9 protein-coding genes are annotated in these 18,301 nt (G+C 72.9%); 3 read left to right on the forward strand and 6 right to left on the reverse strand.

The features are described from left to right. Positions 1-237: 237 nt before the first annotated feature. Entirely contained in the window at positions 238-5,760 is a 5,523-nt protein-coding gene (gene pulA / locus ACZ52R_RS03625; RefSeq protein ID WP_465752622.1) for a pullulanase-type alpha-1,6-glucosidase, read from the reverse strand. A gap of 317 nt (positions 5,761-6,077) precedes the next feature. Here pulA and ACZ52R_RS03630 point away from each other — a divergent pair, with 317 nt between their 5' ends. Further along, the gene (locus ACZ52R_RS03630) at positions 6,078-7,046 is read left to right on the forward strand and encodes a phosphatase PAP2 family protein (protein ID WP_465752624.1); all 969 of its coding nucleotides are present in this window, start codon (positions 6,078-6,080) and stop codon (positions 7,044-7,046) included. Between the two features lie 133 nt (positions 7,047-7,179). On the opposite strand, the gene ACZ52R_RS03635 is transcribed toward ACZ52R_RS03630, so the two are convergent. Continuing rightward, positions 7,180-10,203 (reverse strand): bifunctional [glutamine synthetase] adenylyltransferase/[glutamine synthetase]-adenylyl-L-tyrosine phosphorylase, encoded by a 3,024-nt coding sequence (locus ACZ52R_RS03635; RefSeq protein WP_465752771.1) that lies wholly within the window; start codon positions 10,201-10,203, stop codon positions 7,180-7,182. A gap of 262 nt (positions 10,204-10,465) precedes the next feature. On the opposite strand from ACZ52R_RS03635, the gene ACZ52R_RS03640 reads away from it, so the two are divergent. After that, a complete protein-coding gene (locus tag ACZ52R_RS03640; RefSeq protein WP_465621618.1) occupies positions 10,466-11,212 on the forward strand; it encodes a class E sortase in 747 nt (248 codons plus the stop codon). Positions 11,213-11,400: 188 nt separating this feature from the next. Here the strand turns inward: ACZ52R_RS03640 and ACZ52R_RS03645 are convergent, their stop codons facing one another. Together ACZ52R_RS03645 and glnA are read right to left on the reverse strand one after the other, a co-directional pair. Beyond that, positions 11,401-12,501: a hypothetical protein gene (locus ACZ52R_RS03645; protein ID WP_465621620.1), complete on the reverse strand. Its 1,101-nt coding sequence runs from the start codon at positions 12,499-12,501 to the stop codon at positions 11,401-11,403. 268 nt (positions 12,502-12,769) lie between these two features. Continuing rightward, positions 12,770-14,131, reverse strand: coding sequence for a type I glutamate--ammonia ligase (glnA, locus tag ACZ52R_RS03650; protein WP_465621622.1), 1,362 nt, complete (start codon positions 14,129-14,131; stop codon positions 12,770-12,772). A gap of 253 nt (positions 14,132-14,384) precedes the next feature. Between glnA and ACZ52R_RS03655 the strand changes: the two genes are divergently transcribed. Then, on the forward strand, positions 14,385-16,139 hold the full coding sequence (locus ACZ52R_RS03655; RefSeq protein ID WP_360492639.1) for an NAD+ synthase: 1,755 nt from the start codon (positions 14,385-14,387) through the stop codon (positions 16,137-16,139). Positions 16,140-16,147: 8 nt separating this feature from the next. Here the strand turns inward: ACZ52R_RS03655 and ACZ52R_RS03660 are convergent, their stop codons facing one another. Together ACZ52R_RS03660 and ACZ52R_RS03665 are read right to left on the reverse strand one after the other, a co-directional pair. Beyond that, positions 16,148-17,200 carry an endonuclease/exonuclease/phosphatase family protein gene (locus ACZ52R_RS03660; RefSeq protein WP_465621627.1) on the reverse strand — a complete coding sequence of 351 codons (1,053 nt, stop codon included), beginning with the start codon at positions 17,198-17,200 and terminating at the stop codon, positions 16,148-16,150. A 260-nt stretch (positions 17,201-17,460) separates the two neighbouring features. Further along, a complete protein-coding gene (locus ACZ52R_RS03665) occupies positions 17,461-18,120 on the reverse strand; it encodes a TetR/AcrR family transcriptional regulator (protein WP_465752627.1) in 660 nt (219 codons plus the stop codon). Positions 18,121-18,301 lie beyond the last annotated feature (181 nt).

The following is an 18,301-nucleotide window of genomic DNA, read 5'->3' on the forward strand; positions in this document are numbered from 1 at the left end:
GTACCGCCGAGTAGCGGACAGCGCCGGGCGAGCGCGGCACGTCACAGTTCCGGCCGTGCCAGAAGCGGTTTCCGGCCACACTGCGACCGGAACGGAACCAGGCCCCGCTCCACCTGAACGGCGGTGCGGGGCCTGACAGTTGCACAGGTATACGGACCAGTACCGCATCCGTGCCGGCTCGGATGGCGAGTCGGGTGCCGTACCGGGCGCCGGCTCGTCACCCGTCCGGTACCGGACTCAGCGCTGGACGAACACCGCCACGGTGCGCCCCGGCACGGTGAACGTGCCGGTCGCGGCGTCGAAGCCGGACTGCTTCACCACCTGGTCCGCCCCGCCCGCCTGGACGGGGTGCAGCGCCTGGCCCGTCCCCCGCAGCGCCGCGACGGTCTGCGCCTGCGCGGTGGGCGTGGCGTTGAAGACCACCGTGATGCCCTTCTCCGCCCCCTTCAGCCCGGTGCCGTCCAGGTGCAGGGTGATGACCCCGGGCGTCTCGTCGGCGGTGCCGGAGAGCGGGTACGAGAGCCGCTGCTGGACGGCGGCCAGGGTGGGCAGGGAGAACAGCGGCGAGGACTGCTTGATCCGCAGGAACTCCTGGTACTGCGCCGAGGCCGCCCGCATGTCGGTCGCGCCGACGGTCAGCTTCGGGTTCGCCAGCAGGGACTGGGCGGTCGGCCACATCCCCTTGTTGTCGGCCGCCGGCGGCAGGCCGCGGCCCCAGCCGTTGCCGGCCACCGCCCCCGTCGCCGGATCGGGCCAGTGGATCGCGTTGAACCAGTCCCCCGAGTCGTAGGAGTTGGAGTCGAGCGACTTGGAGCGCAGCAGGTCGCTGCCGGCCTGGGCGAAGCCCGCGCCCTGGGTGAGCGCGGTGAGCGAGAGCCCGAGCGCCTGCATCCGGGCCCGGTCGGCGGGTTCGGTGCCGGTCGGCAGCTTGTACGCGAGCGCGTCGAAGAGGTCGGTGTTGTCGTGGGCGTCCACGTACTCCACCGCCTCGCCCGGCTTGGCCGCGTATCCCGTCGGGGAACCGTTGTAGTCGACCTGGGCGCCGGTGACGGCCTTCCCGGAGCTGTCGGTGAAGGAGTACCCGGCCAGGTTGCCGGTCAGCCCCACCTTCAACTGGTCCATCTGGTGCAGCAGTCGGGCCTTCTGCTGCTCCGGGGTGCCGTTCGCGGGTGAGCCGTTCGGGTCGGTGAACAGGCCCGAGGCGAAGCCCTGCTGCGGCGCGGAGTCGAGCATGAAGTTGCCGCCCCGCGCGGCGTCGCGCATCCGGTCGTCGAAGGTGGCGATGCCGGTGCCGGCCATGTTGAGCTGGGTGGCCTGCTCGAACCGGGCGTTGTTCGCGACGGCGCCGAAGTTCCAGCCCTCGCCGTACAGGAGGACGTTCTTCCCGTCCACGCCGTCCGAGTCCGGCGTCATCTTCCGCAGCGCGGCCTGCACGTCCAGCATGGTGGACTTCGGGTCCAGGCCCATCAGGTCGAAGCGGAAGCCGTCCACCTTGTACTCGCGGGCCCACAGGGTCACCGAGTCGACCACCAGCCGGTTCATCATGGCGTGCTCGGGCGCGGTGTCGGCGCAGCAACTGTCGGCCGTCACCTTGCCGTTGGCGTCCAGCCGCTGGTAGTAGCCGGGGACGACCTTGTCCAGCACCGAGTGCTCGGCCTGCCCGGCGGCGGCGGTGTGGTTGTAGACGACGTCGAGCACCACCCGCAGCCCGGCCGCGTGCATCGCCTGCACCATCTGCCGGAACTGCACGGTACGGGCCGTGCCGGCCGGATCCGTGGCGTACGAGCCCTCCGGCACGTTGTAGTGCAGCGGGTCGTAGCCCCAGTTGTAGGCGTCGTCGGCGGCGACGGCCGCCACGCACTCCTGCTGCTTCGGGCCGTCCGCGGGAAGGGACTTGAGGTCGCACGCGGGCAGCTTCTGGTCGGCCCGGTTCTCCCGGATGGTGGCGATGTCGAAGGTCGGCAGCAGGTGGATCGTGGTCACCCCGGCCTTGGCCAGGTCCCGCAGGTGCTGCATGCCGGCCGACTGCGACTCGGTGAACGCCAGGTAGGTGCCGCGCTCGGCGTCCGGAACGGTGGGGTCCTCGACCGAGAAGTCCCGGACGTGCAGCTCCTGGATCTGCTGCTGCCCGGGCGGGACGGCCTGCGGACGGGCGTGGTCGTCCCAGCCCGCGGGCTTGAGCGCCTTGGCGTCGAGGTCGGCGACCAGGCTGCGCCCGGAGTCGGCCGACAGTGCCACCGAGTACGGGTCGGTGACGGTGTTGACCACCACCTGCTGCACCGAGGGCGCCCAGACCTTCACCTGGTACAGGTAGTACTTGCCGTCCAGCTCCTTCTTGTCGCGGACGACCTCCCACACGCCGGTCTCGTCGTCCTGCTTCAGCGGCAGCGTCCTCGGGGTGCCCCCGGCCGGGCCGTCGAAGACCTGGACGGACACCTCCTGCGCGGTCGGCGCCCAGAGGGACAGCGCCACCTTGCCGTCGTAGTACGCCGGGCCGAAGTCGACCTTGGCGGTCTTGGCGGCGTACAGGTCGTCCAGCACGCCCGGGAGTTGGACCCCGGTCGCGGCCGACACCGCGCCGCTGGGCAGGTGTTCGGTGAACAGCAGCTGGCCGCGCAGCGCGGCCGGGATCCTGGCGGTGTCCCGGGCGTCCACGGTGAAGGCCCGGTAGCCCGCCAGGTGCGGGAACTCGGCCTTCTGCGCGTCGGTCAGTCCGCCCTTGACCGGGGTGAGCCGCAGCCACTGGCCGGGCTTGGTCAGCACGCCCTTGTCGGCCCGGATGCCGCCCGCCGGGTCGTACACCAGCTGGGCGCTGGTGCCGCCGGCCAGGGCGTCGTCGCCCGCGCCGTAGTTCGCCGGGACGACGACGGTCTTCGCGTCGATCCACTGCGCCTTGGCGGTGCCGAGGTCCAGCTGCGAGGAGGCGGCCGGGTTCTGCGGCAGCAGGTGGCCCTCGCGGCCGCCGAGGATCCAGACCTCCTTGCCGTCGACCGCGAAGTCGAGCGACTGGTCGGCGGGCAGGTCCTTGTCGTTGCCCTTGTGCAGGATGTAGCTGAGGCTGGTCGCGCCGGGGGCCAGCGGCACCTCGAAGACGGCGCCGAAGGCGTCGCGGCGCACCGGCGTCAGGGGCTTGCCCCAGTCGGTGGGGGTGGCGGCGCCGGTCCAGTCGTGCAGGCCCCAGCCGTCGTAGTCGCCGTCGGCCCGGTTGTAGTGGATGACGGCGGTGTTCGCCGGCTGTGTGTTGCCCGGGCCGGGGTCGGCGGTGCGCACCGCGGGGTCGCCCTGCTTGAGCCACACCTCGCCGGTGCTGCCGAGGTCGATGTGCCGGTCGGCGTCCACGTCCTTGACGCCGTTCTTCTCCACGATGAACCCGACGTCCGAGGCGCCGGGCTTCAGCCGCACGTACGCGAAGGCGCCGTACGCGTCGCGCCCGGTGAAGCCGTGCCCGGCCGGCCACGGGGTGGCCTCGCCGTCGGCGAGGTCGCCCCAGGCGTAGAGGTTCCAGCCGTCGTAGTCGCCGTCCGGCCGGTTGTAGTGGACGACGGCGTAGGGGCGGGCGCCGGCGGTGGGCACCGGCTTGGGCGCGGGGGTGCCGGTGGTGAAGCTGCCGGTGGCGGAGCGCAGGTGGCCGCTGGAGTCCTGGACGACGGCCTTGTACCGCACGACCGTGCCGGGGGCGACGGCGCTCAGGTCCTGGGTGACGAGGTACTTCCCGGTGTCGGCGGTGCCCAGCGTCTGCCAGGCCCCGTTGCCGATCTGGGCGGCGAAGGTGACCCGGTCGAAGCCGCCGCCGTCGACGTGGGCGCCCACCGTGACGAGCCCGGTGGAGCCGTCTGCGGGCGGCTGCACCGCGATCTGCGGCGCCGCGCCGACGGCCGCGAGCCTGCCGCCCGCCTTGAACACGACGGAGGAGAGCGCCGGCACGGTGACGGTCACCTTGCGGTCGGGGCCGCTGGTGACGCGGTCCCCGGCCGCCGGGTGGATCCGGTCGAAGCCCATCCCCGCGGAGAAGGTGTCCAGCGTGACGGTCTTCGCCTCGGTGGCGTTGTTGACCGCCACCAGGTACTCGACCTGCTGGCCCGCGTCGATCCGGGAGAAGGCGTAGACGCCGGCGCCGTCGGCGGCGTACCGCTCGATCTGGGCGCCGTCGGCCAGCGCCGGGTTGTCGCGGCGCAGCTTGGCGAGCCCCGCGATGCCCTGGTAGAGCTCGCCGCCCTGCCCGTACCGGTCGGCCGGGCCTGAGGTGCCGCCGAGCACCCGGTCGCTGTTGTAGGAGGGCGTCCTGGAGGCGAACAGGTCCTGCCGGGCGTCCTTGTCGCCGCCGGCGCCGGTGAAGCCCTGCTCGTCGCCGTAGTAGACGACGGGCTGGCCGCGGGTGAGGAACTGCAGCTCGTTGCCGAGCCGGTCCTTCTTCAGCAGGGTCGCCTCGTCGGCGCCCGGGTTGTCGGCGAGCAGGAAGGAGCCGAAGCGGCCCATGTCGTGGTTGCCGAGGAAGGTCGGCAGCTCGTACGCGTCGGTGTCGGCGCCGGTGTAGCGGTAGTCCTGGCCGTAGACGTCGGCGAGGGTCTTCGCCGAGCCGCCCTGGGAGACGTACGAGCGGGCCGCGCCCTGGAACGGGAAGTCCAGGGTGGCCTGCAGCTTGCCCTTGGTGACGTAGGGCGAGGTGATCGCCGGGTCGCCGGAGTAGACCTCGCCGAACATGAAGAACTTCTTGTTGCCCTGCCGGGCGGCGAAGTCCTTGAGCGCGGGCGCCCACTGCTGCCAGAACGCCATGTTGACGTGCTTGACGGTGTCGATCCGGAAGCCGTCCACGCCGGCGTCCTGGACCCACTGCTGGTAGACCTTCTCGAAGCCCTTCACCACCCGGGGGTTCTGGGTGTCGAGGTCGTCCAGGCCGCTGAAGTCGCCCTCGGTGGCGGACTCGCCGACGAAGGTCGAGTCGCCCCGGTTGTGGTAGAGCGAGGGGTCGTTGAGCCAGGACGGGGTCTTGGCGTTCGCGTCGCCGGGGTTGCGGAAGACCGGGGTGTAGGGGAAGGAGTCCTTGGTGGTCCGCGGCCAGGGGGTGCCCGCGTCGGCGACGGCGGTCTCGTCCACCGGGTTCCCGTCCGCGTCGAGCGTCGGGTAGGCGCCCGCCGAGCGGTAGCCGTGCTGCTGCTCGGCGTCGTCGATGACGTCGGCGGTGTGGTTGGTGATGACGTCGAAGAAGACCTTGATGCCCCGGGCGTGCGCCTTGGCTATCAGGTCCTTGAGCTGCTCGTTGGTGCCGAAGTGCGGGTCGACCTGGGTGAAGTCGGTGATCCAGTAGCCGTGGTAGCCGGCCGAGGCGTCCGCGCCGCTGCCCTGCACCGGCTTGTTCTTGAAGATCGGCGCCATCCAGATCGCGGTGGTGCCGAGGTCCTGGATGTAGTCGAGCTTCTGGATCAGGCCGGCCAGGTCGCCGCCGTGGTAGAAGCCCTTGTCGGCGGGGTCGAAGCCGTTCTCCAGCCGCCCTCCGGTGATGCCGCCGGTGTCGTTGGCCTGGTCGCCGTCGGCGAAGCGGTCGGGCAGGACGAAGTAGAACTGCTCGCGGGTGAGGTCGTGCCGCCCGGCGGTGGCGGCGAGCGCGGTGTCCGAGGGCGGGGCCGGCGGGGCGGCGGCGTGGGCCGCGGGGACGCTGCCGAGGGTGGCGGCGGTCAGCGCGGCGGCCAGCAGGACGGCCGTGCGGCCTGGCCTGCGGGGGGTTGTTCTGCTCCGTCGGGGGCGGAGCGGGACATCGGCCACTGAGGGCTCCCTTAGGGGAAGGGGCGATCGAGTTTCCAGGAAGCTAGCGGCCTGCAATATGTTTCAGCAAGATGCAGAAACCGTTTCGTGCCGGGAAAATCCAGGCCGGCGGCCGTCTCCGGCCACCCCGATTACTCCCCCGGAGCGACGGGCGTGACAATGGGACGTATGTCCGTCCCACCGGTATGCCCCAGAACCCTGCGCACCCCCTCCCCCGGTGGGAGCCGGCCCCTAGCCCTCAAGGGGGACAGCCGGTGAAGAATCCACTTCCAGAGGATGAGCAGACGGCTACGAGCGGTCTGGCAGACTTCTCGGCCATGGGGGAACCGACCGAGATCCAGCGAGGCGACGCCCGGCGCGCCGACGCGGCCAGCGGTGGCGGTTCCGAGGAAGCGACGGCCGTCCCCGGCCGCGTGCCCGACGGAGCCACCCGCGCCGCGCAGTCCCGTACCGCGGCCCTGCGCCACCGTTTCCGCGAGCAGCGCCGTTCACCGGCCCGACCGCGGATCTGGATCGAGCTGGCCCTGATCGGGATCAGCTACTGGATCTACTCGATCGTCCGCAACGCGGTCCCGCAGCAGGAATCGATAGCCCAGAAGCACACGCGCTGGATCTGGGAGCTCGAGCAGCACCTCGGCATCGCCGTCGAGCGCTCGGTCAACCACGCCGTGGACGGCGTCGGGTGGCTCATCACCGGGATGAACTACTACTACGCCACCCTGCACTTCGTGATCACGATCGGCGTCCTGGTCTGGCTCTACCGCAGCCACCCCGGCCGCTATGTCGCGGCCCGTACCGTGCTGTTCGTCACCACCCTGATCGCCCTGGTCGGCTTCTACGCCTTCCCGCTGGCCCCGCCCCGGCTGATGACCGACGGCGGCTTCATCGACACCGTGAAGACCCACGGCACCTGGGGCTCGTTCGCCTCCGGGCCCGCCGCACACGTCTCCAACCTGTACGCCGCGATGCCCTCGATGCACATCGGCTGGTCGATGTGGTGCGGTCTGGCGATCTTCTTCCTGGCCCGCCGGAAGTGGGTCAGGGCACTCGGCCTGATGTACCCGGCCGCCACCCTGGTGGTCATCGTCTCGACCGCCAACCACTTCTGGATGGACGCCGTCGGCGGCGAGATCTGCCTGAGCCTGGGCTTCCTCACCGCCCGCTGGCTGTACCACGAGTGGGTCTACAAGCTGCCGCAGGTGCCCGCCCGGGAGGCGGCGGCCGAGCAGCCGATCACCGTCCCGGAGCAGTGGAGCGAGCCCGCGGCCAGCAGCGCGCGCCGGTAGCGGCAGCCGCGAACGGACCACGACGAAGGGGCCCCGAGCAGGGGCCCCTTTCGCGTACCCGGAAGTCACGCACCCGGAGACGGCCGGAGACGGGCAGAGGCCGTCAGCGGCGGTCAGCGGCGGTCAGCGGCCGTCAGAGGCCGTAGAACAGCCGGTCCACCACGGCCCGGGCCCGCCGGGTGGTCCGCCGGTAGTCGTCCAGCAGCTCCCCGCTGTGCCCGGCGCCGTACCCGAGGTAGCGGGCCACCCCGGCCAGCTCCCGGGCCTCCCCCGGGAAGCTGTCCCCGGGCCGGCCGCGCACCAGCATCACCGCCGCCCGCACCCGGGAGGCCAGCACCCAGGCCGCTTCCAGCACCTCCGCGTCCTCCGGCTCCACCAGCCCGGCCGCGACCGCGGCCGCCAGCGCCGCCCTGGTCCGGGTGGTGCGCAGGGCCGGCAGCTCGTGGCCGTGCCGCAGCTGGAGCAGCTGCACCGTCCACTCCACGTCCGCCAGCCCGCCCCGGCCGATCTTGGTGTGGGTGGTCGGGTCGGCCCCGCGCGGCAGCCGCTCGGCCTCGATCCGGGCCTTGATCCGGCGGATCTCCACCAGGTCCCGCTCCGGCACCCCGTTGCCCGGGTAGCGCAGCGGGTCGATCAGCTGCCGGAACCGCGTGCCCAGCTCCTCGTCCCCGGCGACCGGCTCGGCCCGCAGCAGCGCCTGGCTCTCCCAGGCGTGCGACCAGCGCCGGTAGTACGCCGCGTACGAGGCGAGGCTGCGCACCAACGGTCCGCTGCGCCCCTCCGGCCGCAGGTCGGCGTCGACCAGCAGCGGCGGCTCGGTGGACGGCGCGCCCAGCTGGGCGCGCAGCTCGTGGCAGACCGCCTGGGCGGCCCGGGCGGCCTCCTGCTCCAGCGAGCCGAGCAGCGGCTCGTGGACGAAGAGCACGTCCGCGTCCGAGCCGTAGCCCAGCTCGTGGCCGCCGAAGCGGCCCATCGCGACCACCGAGATCCGGGTCGGCAGGTCCCCGTTCTCGGCCTCCCAGCCCGCGACGCAGGCCCGCAGCGCGCCCTGCAGGGTGGCGGCGTTGAGCGCGGTGAGCGCCTCCCCGGCGGTGTCCAGCGCCTCGGCGGGGTCCTCCCCGAGCCGGCCGAGGACGTCCGCGGCGGCCGTCCGGAACAGCTCCCGGCGGCGCACCGAGCGGGCGGCGGCCACCGCGGCGGTGGTGGACCCGGCCCGGCCGACGGCGGCCAGTATCTCCGACTGCAGCGCCGCCCGTCCGCGCGGTTCCAGCCCGTTCGGGTCGCCGAGCATGGCCACCGCCTCGGGGGCGCGCAGCAGCAGGTCGGGCGCGAGCCGGCCGGCCGAGAGCACCCGGGCCAGCTGTTCGGCGGCGGCGCTCTCGTCCCGGAGCAGCCGCAGGTACCAGGGGGTGCGGCCGAGCGCGTCGGAGACCTGGCGGAAGTTGAGCAGCCCGGCGTCCGGGTCGGCCGAGTCGGCGAACCAGCCGAGCAGCACCGGCAGCAGGGTGCGCTGGATCGCGGCCTTGCGGCTCACCCCGGAGGCCAGCGCGCTGATGTGGCGCAGCGCGGCCGCCGGGTCGGTGTAGCCGAGCGCCTCCAGCCGGGCCCGCGCGGCGTCCGGGGTCAGCCCGGCGGCGCCCGGCGGCAGTTCGGCGACGGCGTCGAGCAGCGGCCGGTAGAACAGCTTCTCGTGCAGCCGCCGGACCTCCACCGCGTGGCGCTTCCACTCCCGCTCCAGCGCGGCCACCGGGTCGGCGCGGGTGTCGTCGTTGATCAGGGTGGCCAGCGAGCGGGCCAGCCGGCGCCGGTCCTCGGCCCCGGTGGGCATCAGGTGGGTGCGGCGCAGCCGGTACAGCTGGATCCGGTGCTCCAGCGAGCGCAGGAAGCGGTACGCGGTGTCCAGCGAGGCGGCGTCCGCCCGGCCGACGTACCCGCCCCGGGAGAGCGCGGCCAGCGCCTCCAGGGTGTTGCCGCTGCGCAGCGCCGGGTCGGTGCGGCCGTGCACCAGCTGGAGCAGCTGGACGGAGAACTCGACGTCGCGCAGCCCGCCCGGGCCGAGCTTGAGCTGGCGGTCCAGCTCGGTGACCGGGATGGAGTCGATCACCCGGCGGCGCATCTGCTGGACGTCGGTGACGAAGTTGTCCCGGGCGGCGGCCTGCCAGACCAGCGGGGCGAGCGCCTCGATGTACGCGGCGCCGAGTTCGGCGTCCCCGGCGACCGGGCGGGCCTTGAGCAGCGCCTGGAACTCCCAGGTCTTGGCCCAGCGCTGGTAGTAGGCGAGGTGGCTGGCCAGGGTGCGCACCAGCGGGCCGTTGCGGCCCTCGGGGCGCAGGTTGGCGTCCACCGGCCAGATGGTGCCCTCGCCGGTGGTGTCCGCGCAGAGCCGGGTGAGGGCGGCGGCCAGTCGGGTCGCGGCCCGGACCGCCTCGTGCTCCTCCACGCCCTCGCGCGGCTCGGCGACGAAGATGACGTCCACGTCCGAGACGTAGTTGAGTTCGCGGCCGCCGCACTTGCCCATGCCGATCACCGCGAGCCGGCAGGCCGCGGCGGCTTCCGGGCCATGCTCGGCGGCGAGGTCGAGGGCGGTCTGCAGGGTGGCGCCGGCCAGGTCGGCGAGTTCGGCGGCGGTCCGGGCGAGGTCGCTGGTGCCGGTCAGGTCGCGGGCGGCGATGGCGAGCAGGCAGCGGCGGTAGGCGATCCGCAGCGCGTCCGCCGGGCCGGGGCCGCCGCCGCGGACGCCCTCGGACAGGGCGCGGCGGAAGTCCTCCGGGCCGGGGTGCATGTCGCGCAGCTCGAAGGTGACCAGGGTGTGCCAGTCGTGCGGGTGCCGGGCCAGGTGGTCGCCGAGCGCGGTGGAGACGCCGAGCACGCCGAGCAGCCGGTCGCGCAGCGGCTTGGAGGTGGTGAGGGTGTCGCGCAGGGTGTGCCGGTCGGCCTCGTCGGCGGCTTCCATCAGCCGGGCCAGGCCGAGCAGCGCGAGGTCGGGGTCGGCGGTGGCGCCGAGCGCGTCCAGCAGCACGGGGTCGTCGGCCAGGCCTTCCAGCCCGGGGCCCTCCAACAGCCGCACCGCCCGCGCCGGGTCGCCGAACCCGCGCCGGACCAGCCGGTTCTCCGGCTTGCTGACCCGGCTCCCGGCCCGCTGCTCGTCCACCGCCATCGGCCCCTCCATCCGTCCGCTCCAGCAGGTTACGCGCCTGCGCGGCCCACCGCCGGACGGCCCACAGGTCGAGCCCGCCCGTCACCGGTCGGCCGGGCGGAGGGGCCCCGGCCGCCGGCGTGGCGTGTCGGCTTGCCCGCCGACTCGCGGGCGCGGTGGAGTACGCGCATGACCAGCCGGGACGCCCCCGGCGGCGGCTCCCGCGCCGGGTGCCTCCCCGCCCGGGTCCGCCCCTGCGCTCCCCCATCCGAAGGGACGACCCATGGCGACCGAGCACCCGGCCGGGGAGCCGACCGCACGCCGACGCCCCCTCCGGGGTGTGGTCGGCGTGCTCGGCGACGTGCTGTTCACCATCGGTGTGCTGCTGGCCCTGCTGGTCGTCTACTCCCTGTGGTGGACGAACCTCACGGCCGCCCGGCACGCCGGCCTCGCCGCCGAGCAGCTGCGCAAGTCCTGGTCGGCGACGGCCCCGACGCCCGCACCGACCGGCGCCGCGGGCACCGCCGCGCCGCCCCCGTTCGACGCGGGCGGGGGCATCGGTTTCCTTCACGTGCCGGCCCTCGGAGCCGGCTACCAGGTGCTGATCAAGGTCGGTGCCGACGAGGACACCCTCGCGGACGGGGTCGCCGGCGCCTACACGGAGCCTTACCCCTCGGCCATGCCCTGGGAAGCCCAAGGCAACTTCGCCCTCGCCGCCCACCGCGACGGGCACGGCGCCAAGTTCCACGACCTGGACCGGCTGAAGCCGGGCGACCCGCTGGTCGTGGAGACCCGCGACCGCTGGTACGTCTACCGCGTCGATGCCACGCTGCCCCAGACCTCCAAGTACGACACCGGGGTCATCGCCCCCGTGCCCACCGGCTCCCCGTACACCGAGCCGGGCCGCTACATCACCCTGACGACCTGCACGCCGGTCTACACGTCGCTGTACCGGATGGCCGTCTGGGGCAGCCTGGTCCGGGAACAGCCGGTGGACCCGGGCCGTACGCCGCCCCCCGAGCTGCGCTAGCGGGGCCCTCGAAGGGGCGCAGGCGGTGACACCGACGCACGACCGACGGGCGGTGCGCCCACAGCGCACCGCCCGTCCGTCACTCGATACTCGGCAACCGCCGGCGCACCAGCCCCTGGTTCGCCGTCTTGCCCGGCCGTTGACCAGCCGGGCGGGGCGCTACCCGGCACCCCGGGGGACGGTCCCGGTCATGCACGCCGTCGGCTGACCCGCATGGCTGCCGCGCCCGCCGCGAGGAACGCCGCCGAGAGGCCGATCAGCACCGGCGCCTCCTGGCTCCCCGTCTGGGCCAGCTCCTCGTGGCTGTGCCCGGCCGGGCGCTGCTCGCCCGCGTTGTGGTGCCCGCCCTTCGCCTCGTGCTCGTGGCCGCCCAGGTGGACCGTCTTGTACGGCGCTCGCTCCTCCGCGACGAACTTGACCTTGTTCACGTTGTGCGAGGCCTGCTTGTTCGAGTTGCTGGCGCTGTTGTTGAGGTTGTTCTGCACGGTGACGGTCACGTCGACGTGCTGGCCTTGGCCCTGGGACTGGTTCTGCTCGCCGTGCTGCCCCTGCTCCTGCCCGCCGTGCTCACCGTGCTCACCGTGCTCACCGTGCTCACCGTGCTCGCCGTGCTCGCCGTGCTCACCATGGCTGACGTGCTCGCAGGGGCGGCAGGAGCAGCCGGGGCCGTGGTGGACGCCGTGGCCGTGCTTGCCTTCGTCGCAGCGCTTGCCGCTACCGGCCGACAGGCCCTCGGGGAGCGCGAGCGTCGACGGCTGGGCCACGGGCCGACCGCGCTCGGCTCCTTCCTCGCTCGGCTGACCCACTTCGTCCTGCTTGGTTCCTTCCTCGCCCGGCTCGCCCGCCTTGTCCCGCTCGGGGGCGTCGGCCGGCTTCGCGCCGTCCACCGCCGGAACGTCGACCGGCTTCGCGCCGTCCACCGCCGGAACGTCGACCGGCTTCGCGCCGTCCACCGCCGGAACGTCGACTGGCTTCGCGCTGTCCGCCGCCGGAATGTCGGCCGAGGTTCCGTCGATCTCGGTGCCACCGTCGGTTCGGTAGGTCTGGCTGAACACCGGCCCGGACTTGAGGGCACCACGGCCGCTGAAGGCCAAGGTGCCGGTGGCGTCGCCGTTGTCCCTCTCGGCCTGACGAAGGAGGCTGTCGACCCATTCGCCCTGGGCCCCAGCCGATTCGGAGGACGCGCTGTGGTCGACGACGGGCGAGGCGTAGGCCGCGGAGCCGGCACCCCACACGAGGGCGGCCGAGGTCAGTCCGGACAGGACCAGGGTGGTGATTCGAATACGCATGACACTCCAGGATGATCCGCAAACGGACCTTCTGGATACGCCTCTCCGTCACCCGGTCACGGCTCGCATCGCTGCAGAGTAACCGCATTGGCCCAACGGATTAACGTGCGCGGGGGATGCCGCCCGTCCAACCCACCAACAACGTAGGACCGCCTGACGGTTCGCTCAAGGCGGCCGAGGCGCGGATCCGACCGCGGTCCGGTCGGCCACACGAGCGGCGTGGGCCTGGTCCGACCGGACCAGGCCCACGCGATGACCGACGGATCCGTCAGAGCACCTGGAGGTTCTTCCGCAGCTCGAACGGGGTGACCTCGGAGCGGTACTCCTCCCACTCCTGGCGCTTGTTGCGCAGGAAGAAGTCGAACACGTGCTCGCCCAGCGTCTCGGCGACGAGTTCGCTGCGCTGCATCAGGTCGATGGCCTCGCCGAGGTTCTGCGGCATCGGCTGGATGCCGAGGGCGCGGCGCTCGGAGTCGGACAGCGCCCACACGTCGTCGTCGGCGCCGGGCGGGAGCTCGTAGCCCTCCTCGATGCCCTTCAGGCCGGCCGCGAGGGTGACGGCGTAGGCGAGGTAGGGGTTGCAGCCGGTGTCGAGGGAGCGGACCTCGATCCGGGTGGAGCCCTGCTTGCCCGGCTTGTACATCGGCACCCGGATCAGCGCCGAGCGGTTGTTGTGGCCCCAGCAGATGTAGGACGGCGCCTCGCCGCCGGCCCCGGCGGTGCGCTGGGAGCCGCCCCAGATCCGCTTGTAGGAGTTCACCCACTGGTTGGTGACGGCGGCGGTCTCGGCGGCGTGCTTCAGCAGGCCGGCGATGAAGGATCTGCCGACCTTGGAGAGCTGGTACTCGGCGCCGGACTCGTGGAAGGCGTTGCGGTCGCCCTCGAACAGCGAGAGGTGGGTGTGCATGCCGCTGCCGGGGTGCTCGGAGAAGGGCTTGGGCATGAAGCTCGCGTGCACGCCCTGCTCCAGCGCGACCTCCTTCATGACCAGCCGGAAGGTCATGATGTTGTCGGCGGTGGACAGCGCGTCGGCGTAGCGCAGGTCGATCTCCTGCTGGCCGGGGGCGCCCTCGTGGTGCGAGAACTCGACCGAGATGCCCATCGACTCGAGCATGGTGATCGCCTGGCGGCGGAAGTCGTGGCCGACCCCGCGCGGGGTGTGGTCGAAGTAGCCGGACTGGTCGGCGGGGATCGGCGCGGTGCCGTCGCCGGGCAGGTTCTTCAGCAGGAAGAACTCGATCTCCGGGTGGGTGTAGAACGTGAAGCCCTGCTGGGAGGCCTTCTCCAGGGTGCGCTTGAGCACGAACCGGGGGTCGGCGTAGGACGGCGAGCCGTCCGGCATCAGGATGTCGCAGAACATCCGGGCGGTGCCCGGGGTCTCCGAGCGCCACGGCAGGATCTGGAAGGTGGTCGGATCCGGCTTGGCGATCATGTCGGACTCGTACACCCGGGCGAAGCCCTCGATCGCGGAGCCGTCGAACCCGATGCCTTCCTCGAAGGCCTGCTCCAGTTCGGCCGGCGCCACCGCGACCGACTTGAGGAACCCGAGCACGTCGGTGAACCACAGCCGGACGAACCGGATGTCACGCTCTTCGAGCGTCCGAAGCACGAACTGCTGCTGCTTGCCCATGGGGACAGTCTCACCTCTGCTCTTTACGCTCGTGTTACGCCCGGGCGGCCTCCGGAAGACCCCTGGCGGCGAATGCCCCCATCATGGCCGATCACCGCCCGGTCCGGCAGTGCCGACCCCCTGGATCGGCCCTGGATCGGCCCGGGAACAGCCCCGGAGCAACCGCGGAACAACCCCGGGCCGGCTTCGGACCGACCCTGGACCGACCCCCCTCGCGGGACATTGCGTCAGATAGACGATTACACTCGGGGGCATGCCCAATCTCCGTCTCGCCCTGAGCCAGATCGACCCCTGGGTCGGTGACCTCGCCCGCAACAGCGATGAGGTGGTGCGCTGGACCAGGCAGGCCGTCGAGGCCGGCGCGCAGCTGGTCGCCTTCCCCGAGATGGCCCTCACCGGGTACCCGGTCGAGGACCTCGCCCTGCGGCGCTCCTTCGTCGAGGCCTCCCGCGGCGCGCTGGTCGAGCTGGCCGGCCGGCTGGCGGCCGACGGGCTGGGCGAGGTGCCGGTGGTGGTCGGCTACCTCGGGCGCTCCGAGCACGCCTCGCCGCGCTTCAACCGCCCGGCCGGGTCGCCGCAGAACTGCGCCGCCGTGCTGCACCGGGGCGAGGTCGTGACCCGCTTCGCCAAGCACCACCTGCCCAACTACGGCGTGTTCGACGAGTTCCGCTGGTTCGTCCCGGGCGACCAGCTGCCGGTGGTCCGGGTGCACGGGGTGGACGTCGCGCTGGCCGTCTGCGAGGACATCTGGCAGGACGGCGGCCGGGTCACCGCGGCCCGCGAGGCCGAGGCCGGGCTGCTGCTGGTGATCAACGGCTCGCCGTACGAGCGGAACAAGGACGACCAGCGGCTGGAGCTGGTCCGGCGCCGGGCCGCCGAGGCGGGCTGCGCCCTGGCGTACGTCAACATGGTCGGCGGCCAGGACGAGCTGGTCTTCGACGGCGACTCGATCGTGGTCGGCGCGGACGGCGAAGTCCTCGCCCGCTCCCCGCAGTTCGAGGAGCACCTGCTGGTGCTGGACCTCGACCTGCCGGCCGCCAGCAGCGACCACACCGACGGCCTGCTGCTGAGCGACGGGCTGCACCTGGTCCGCACCGAGCTGGACGGCGAGCCGCAGCCCGTGCCCACCGAGCAGCTGACCGCCGAGGTCGCGCCGCGGCTGTCCGACGAGGCCGAGATCTGGGCCGCGCTGGTCTCCGGCACCCGGGCGTACGTCGCCAAGAACGGCTTCAGGTCGGTGCTGATCGGCCTGTCCGGCGGCATCGACTCGGCGCTGGTGGCCTCGATCGCGGTGGACGCGATCGGCGCCGAGAACGTCCACTGCGTCTCGATGCCCAGCCGCTACTCCTCCGAGCACTCCAAGGACGACGCGGCCGAGCTGGCCCGCCGCACCGGGCTGCACTTCCGGACCGTCTCCATCGCCCCGATGTTCGACGCCTACCTGGCCGCCACCGAGCTGACCGGCCTGGCCGAGGAGAACCTGCAGTCCCGGCTGCGCGGCACCCTGCTGATGGCGATCTCCAACCAGGAGGGGCACATCGTGCTCGCGCCCGGCAACAAGAGCGAGCTGGCCGTCGGCTACTCGACCCTGTACGGCGACTCGGTGGGCGCGTTCGGGCCGATCAAGGACGTGTACAAGTCCCTGATCTTCCGGCTGGCCCGCTGGCGCAACGAGGAGGCCGAGCGGCGCGGCGAGGTGGCGCCGATCCCGGAGAACACCATCGTCAAGCCGCCGTCCGCCGAGCTGCGGCCGGACCAGGTGGACAGCGACTCGCTGCCCGACTACGACCTGCTGGACAGCGTGCTGGCGCGCTACATCGAGGGCGACGAGGGCCGGGACGCGATCGTGGCGGCCGGCTTCGACCCGGCCGTGGTGGACCGGGTGGTGCGGCTCGTCGACACCGCCGAGTACAAGCGGCGCCAGTACCCGCCGGGCCCGAAGATCTCGGTCAAGAACTTCGGCCGGGACCGCCGACTGCCGATCACCAACCGCTGGCGGCGCGGCTGAGACGAGCGCTACGCGTCGTACCGGTAGGTGGCGACCACCGGGAGGTGGTCGCTGCCGTCCCGGGGCAGGGTGCGGGAGTCGACCGGTTCGAGCCCGCCCTTGCTCATGATCTGGTCGATCCGGGCCATCGGGAAGGACGCCGGCCAGCTGAAGCCGAAGCCGTCCCCGGCGGCGCCCTGGGCCGAGCGCATCTGCGAGGTGACCGGCGCCAGGCTGCGGTCGTTCATGGTGCCGTTGAGGTCGCCGAGCAGCAGCACCTTCTTGAGCGGCTCGGCCTCGATCGCGTCGCCGAGCGCCTGCGCGCTGGCGTCCCGCTGGTTGACGGTGAAGCCGCCCTCGGCCTTCAGCCGCACCGAGGGCAGGTGCGCGACGTACACCGCGACCGGGCCCTGCGGGGTGCCGACCTGGGCCCGGAACGCCCTGGTCCAGCCCATCTTGAGGTCCACCGGCGCGACCCCGCTGATCGGGTACTTCGACCAGAGCCCGACCGTGCCCTCCACCGTGTGGTACGGGTAGGCCTCGGCGAGCCCGGTCTCGTACGAGCGCATCGCCCTGCCCGCCAGTTCCTGCAGGGCGACGACCTGGGCGCCGGAGGCGACCAGCCCCCGGATGGTGCCCGGCACGTCGGTGTTGGCGGCGGCCACGTTGTGGCTGACCACCGTCCAGTCGCCCTTGCCGCCGCTCTTGTCGGTCAGCAGGCCGCCGAACAGGTTGACCCAGAGCACGACGGGCAGCAGCAGGGCGAGCAGCGCGGTGGCGGAGCGGCGCAGCAGCGCGGGCACCAGCAGCACCGGGACGGCCAGGCCCAGCCAGGGCAGGAAGGTCTCCAGCAGGCTCCCGAGGTTGCCGACGCTGTTGGGCACCTCGGCGTGGAAGGCGAGCAGCGCGGCGGTGAGCCCGGCCAGGACGGCGACCACCAGGCCGCGCCGCCAGGTGGTCGCGCCGCGGGCGTCCCGGCCCCAGTCCCGCAGGCCGAGGAGGCCGCCGAACCGGACCGCCGGGGCCGAGTCGTCGGCACCTCCGGGGGCCGCGATCCGTTCGGTCCTGTCCGCCTGCGCCATTCCGTGGCTCCCGTTCGCTCGTGCCGTCCGCCGGCCCGGATCCGGCCCGTGGGGACGGGCGCGGCACCGGACCGGTGCCGGTTCGATCGGATACCCGGCTCAGCCTATGCCGGGACAGACGTCACGCTCCCGGAGCGGGTTCCGGCGTGGCCCGGTTTGGTGAGTTAGGCCACGTCCCGTCAGGACGCTCCGGTGGCAGTCCGGTACGGCCCGACGACGGCCCGACGGCTGCTGGAGGACGGCTCGACGGCGGCCCGGGGTCAGCGCGGCGCGAGGCCCTGGAGCAGCGCGTCGACCATCTTGCGGGCCAGGTCCGGGTCCTCCAGGTCGGAGTCGTCCCACAGGATGCTGCGGTAGAGGATCGGGCCCATCAGCAGGTCGCCGAGCAGGTCCAGGTCGAGGTCGGAGCGGAGCACGCCCTCGTCCATGGCGCGGCGGATCAGGTCCAGCCCCGCGTCACGGCGCGGCTTGACCACCCGCTCGCGGTACACGTTGTGCAGCTCGGGCAGGCTCTGCATCTGGCCCATGGCGGCCTTGAGCACCCAGCGGGTGCGCTTGGCGAGGCCGCGCCGGCGCATGTAGTCGACCATCTCGATCAGGTCGGCCCGCGCGCCGCCGCCGCTCGGCTCCGGCATCGGGGCCTCCAGCTTGCCGACCACGTCGACGAGCAGGGCCTCCTTGTTGGGCCAGCGCCGGTAGATGGTGGCCTTGCCGACGCCGGCGGCGGTGGCGATGCCCTCGATGGTGAGCTCGGACATCGTGGTGCCGCTCGCCATGAGGTCCACCACCGCGGTGAAGATGGCCTGTTCGGCGGCCTCGCTGCGCGGCCGGCCGCGGCGTGCGGCGGCGCAGGCCTGGCCGGCGTCGGCGTCGGCGGCGCAGTCCTGCTCGGTGTCGGCGGTCGGGGTGTCCGTCTTCATCCCCGTTGTTCTCCCTCGCTGTCCCCGGGGCGCGCGGGCGCCGTCCGTGTCATGGGCGGTCCGTACGGCGGGCGGGGGCCCGCCGCCGGGCCGAGGCCCTGCCGACCGGGTGCACCGGTCGGCAGGGCCATTGTCTCTCGGCTGTCCTGCGGCCCGAGCCGTGGTCCGGCCCGAGCCGTCC

It is taken from the genome of Kitasatospora sp. NPDC034023, assembly GCF_055575795.1.

Bases quoted from the DNA above. Each gene is read 5' to 3' on its own strand.
- ACZ52R_RS03645 (WP_465621620.1), bottom strand. From the start codon at position 12,501: ATGCGTATTCGAATCACCACCCTGGTCCTGTCCGGACTGACCTCGGCC.
- ACZ52R_RS03640 (WP_465621618.1), top strand. From the start codon at position 10,466: ATGGCGACCGAGCACCCGGCCGGGGAGCCGACCGCACGCCGACGCCCC.
- ACZ52R_RS03665 (WP_465752627.1), bottom strand. From the start codon at position 18,120: ATGAAGACGGACACCCCGACCGCCGACACCGAGCAGGACTGCGCCGCC.
- ACZ52R_RS03635 (WP_465752771.1), bottom strand. From the start codon at position 10,203: ATGGCGGTGGACGAGCAGCGGGCCGGGAGCCGGGTCAGCAAGCCGGAG.
- ACZ52R_RS03630 (WP_465752624.1), top strand. From the start codon at position 6,078: ATGGGGGAACCGACCGAGATCCAGCGAGGCGACGCCCGGCGCGCCGAC.
- ACZ52R_RS03655 (WP_360492639.1), top strand. From the start codon at position 14,385: ATGCCCAATCTCCGTCTCGCCCTGAGCCAGATCGACCCCTGGGTCGGT.
- glnA (WP_465621622.1), bottom strand. From the start codon at position 14,131: ATGGGCAAGCAGCAGCAGTTCGTGCTTCGGACGCTCGAAGAGCGTGAC.
- ACZ52R_RS03660 (WP_465621627.1), bottom strand. From the start codon at position 17,200: ATGGCGCAGGCGGACAGGACCGAACGGATCGCGGCCCCCGGAGGTGCC.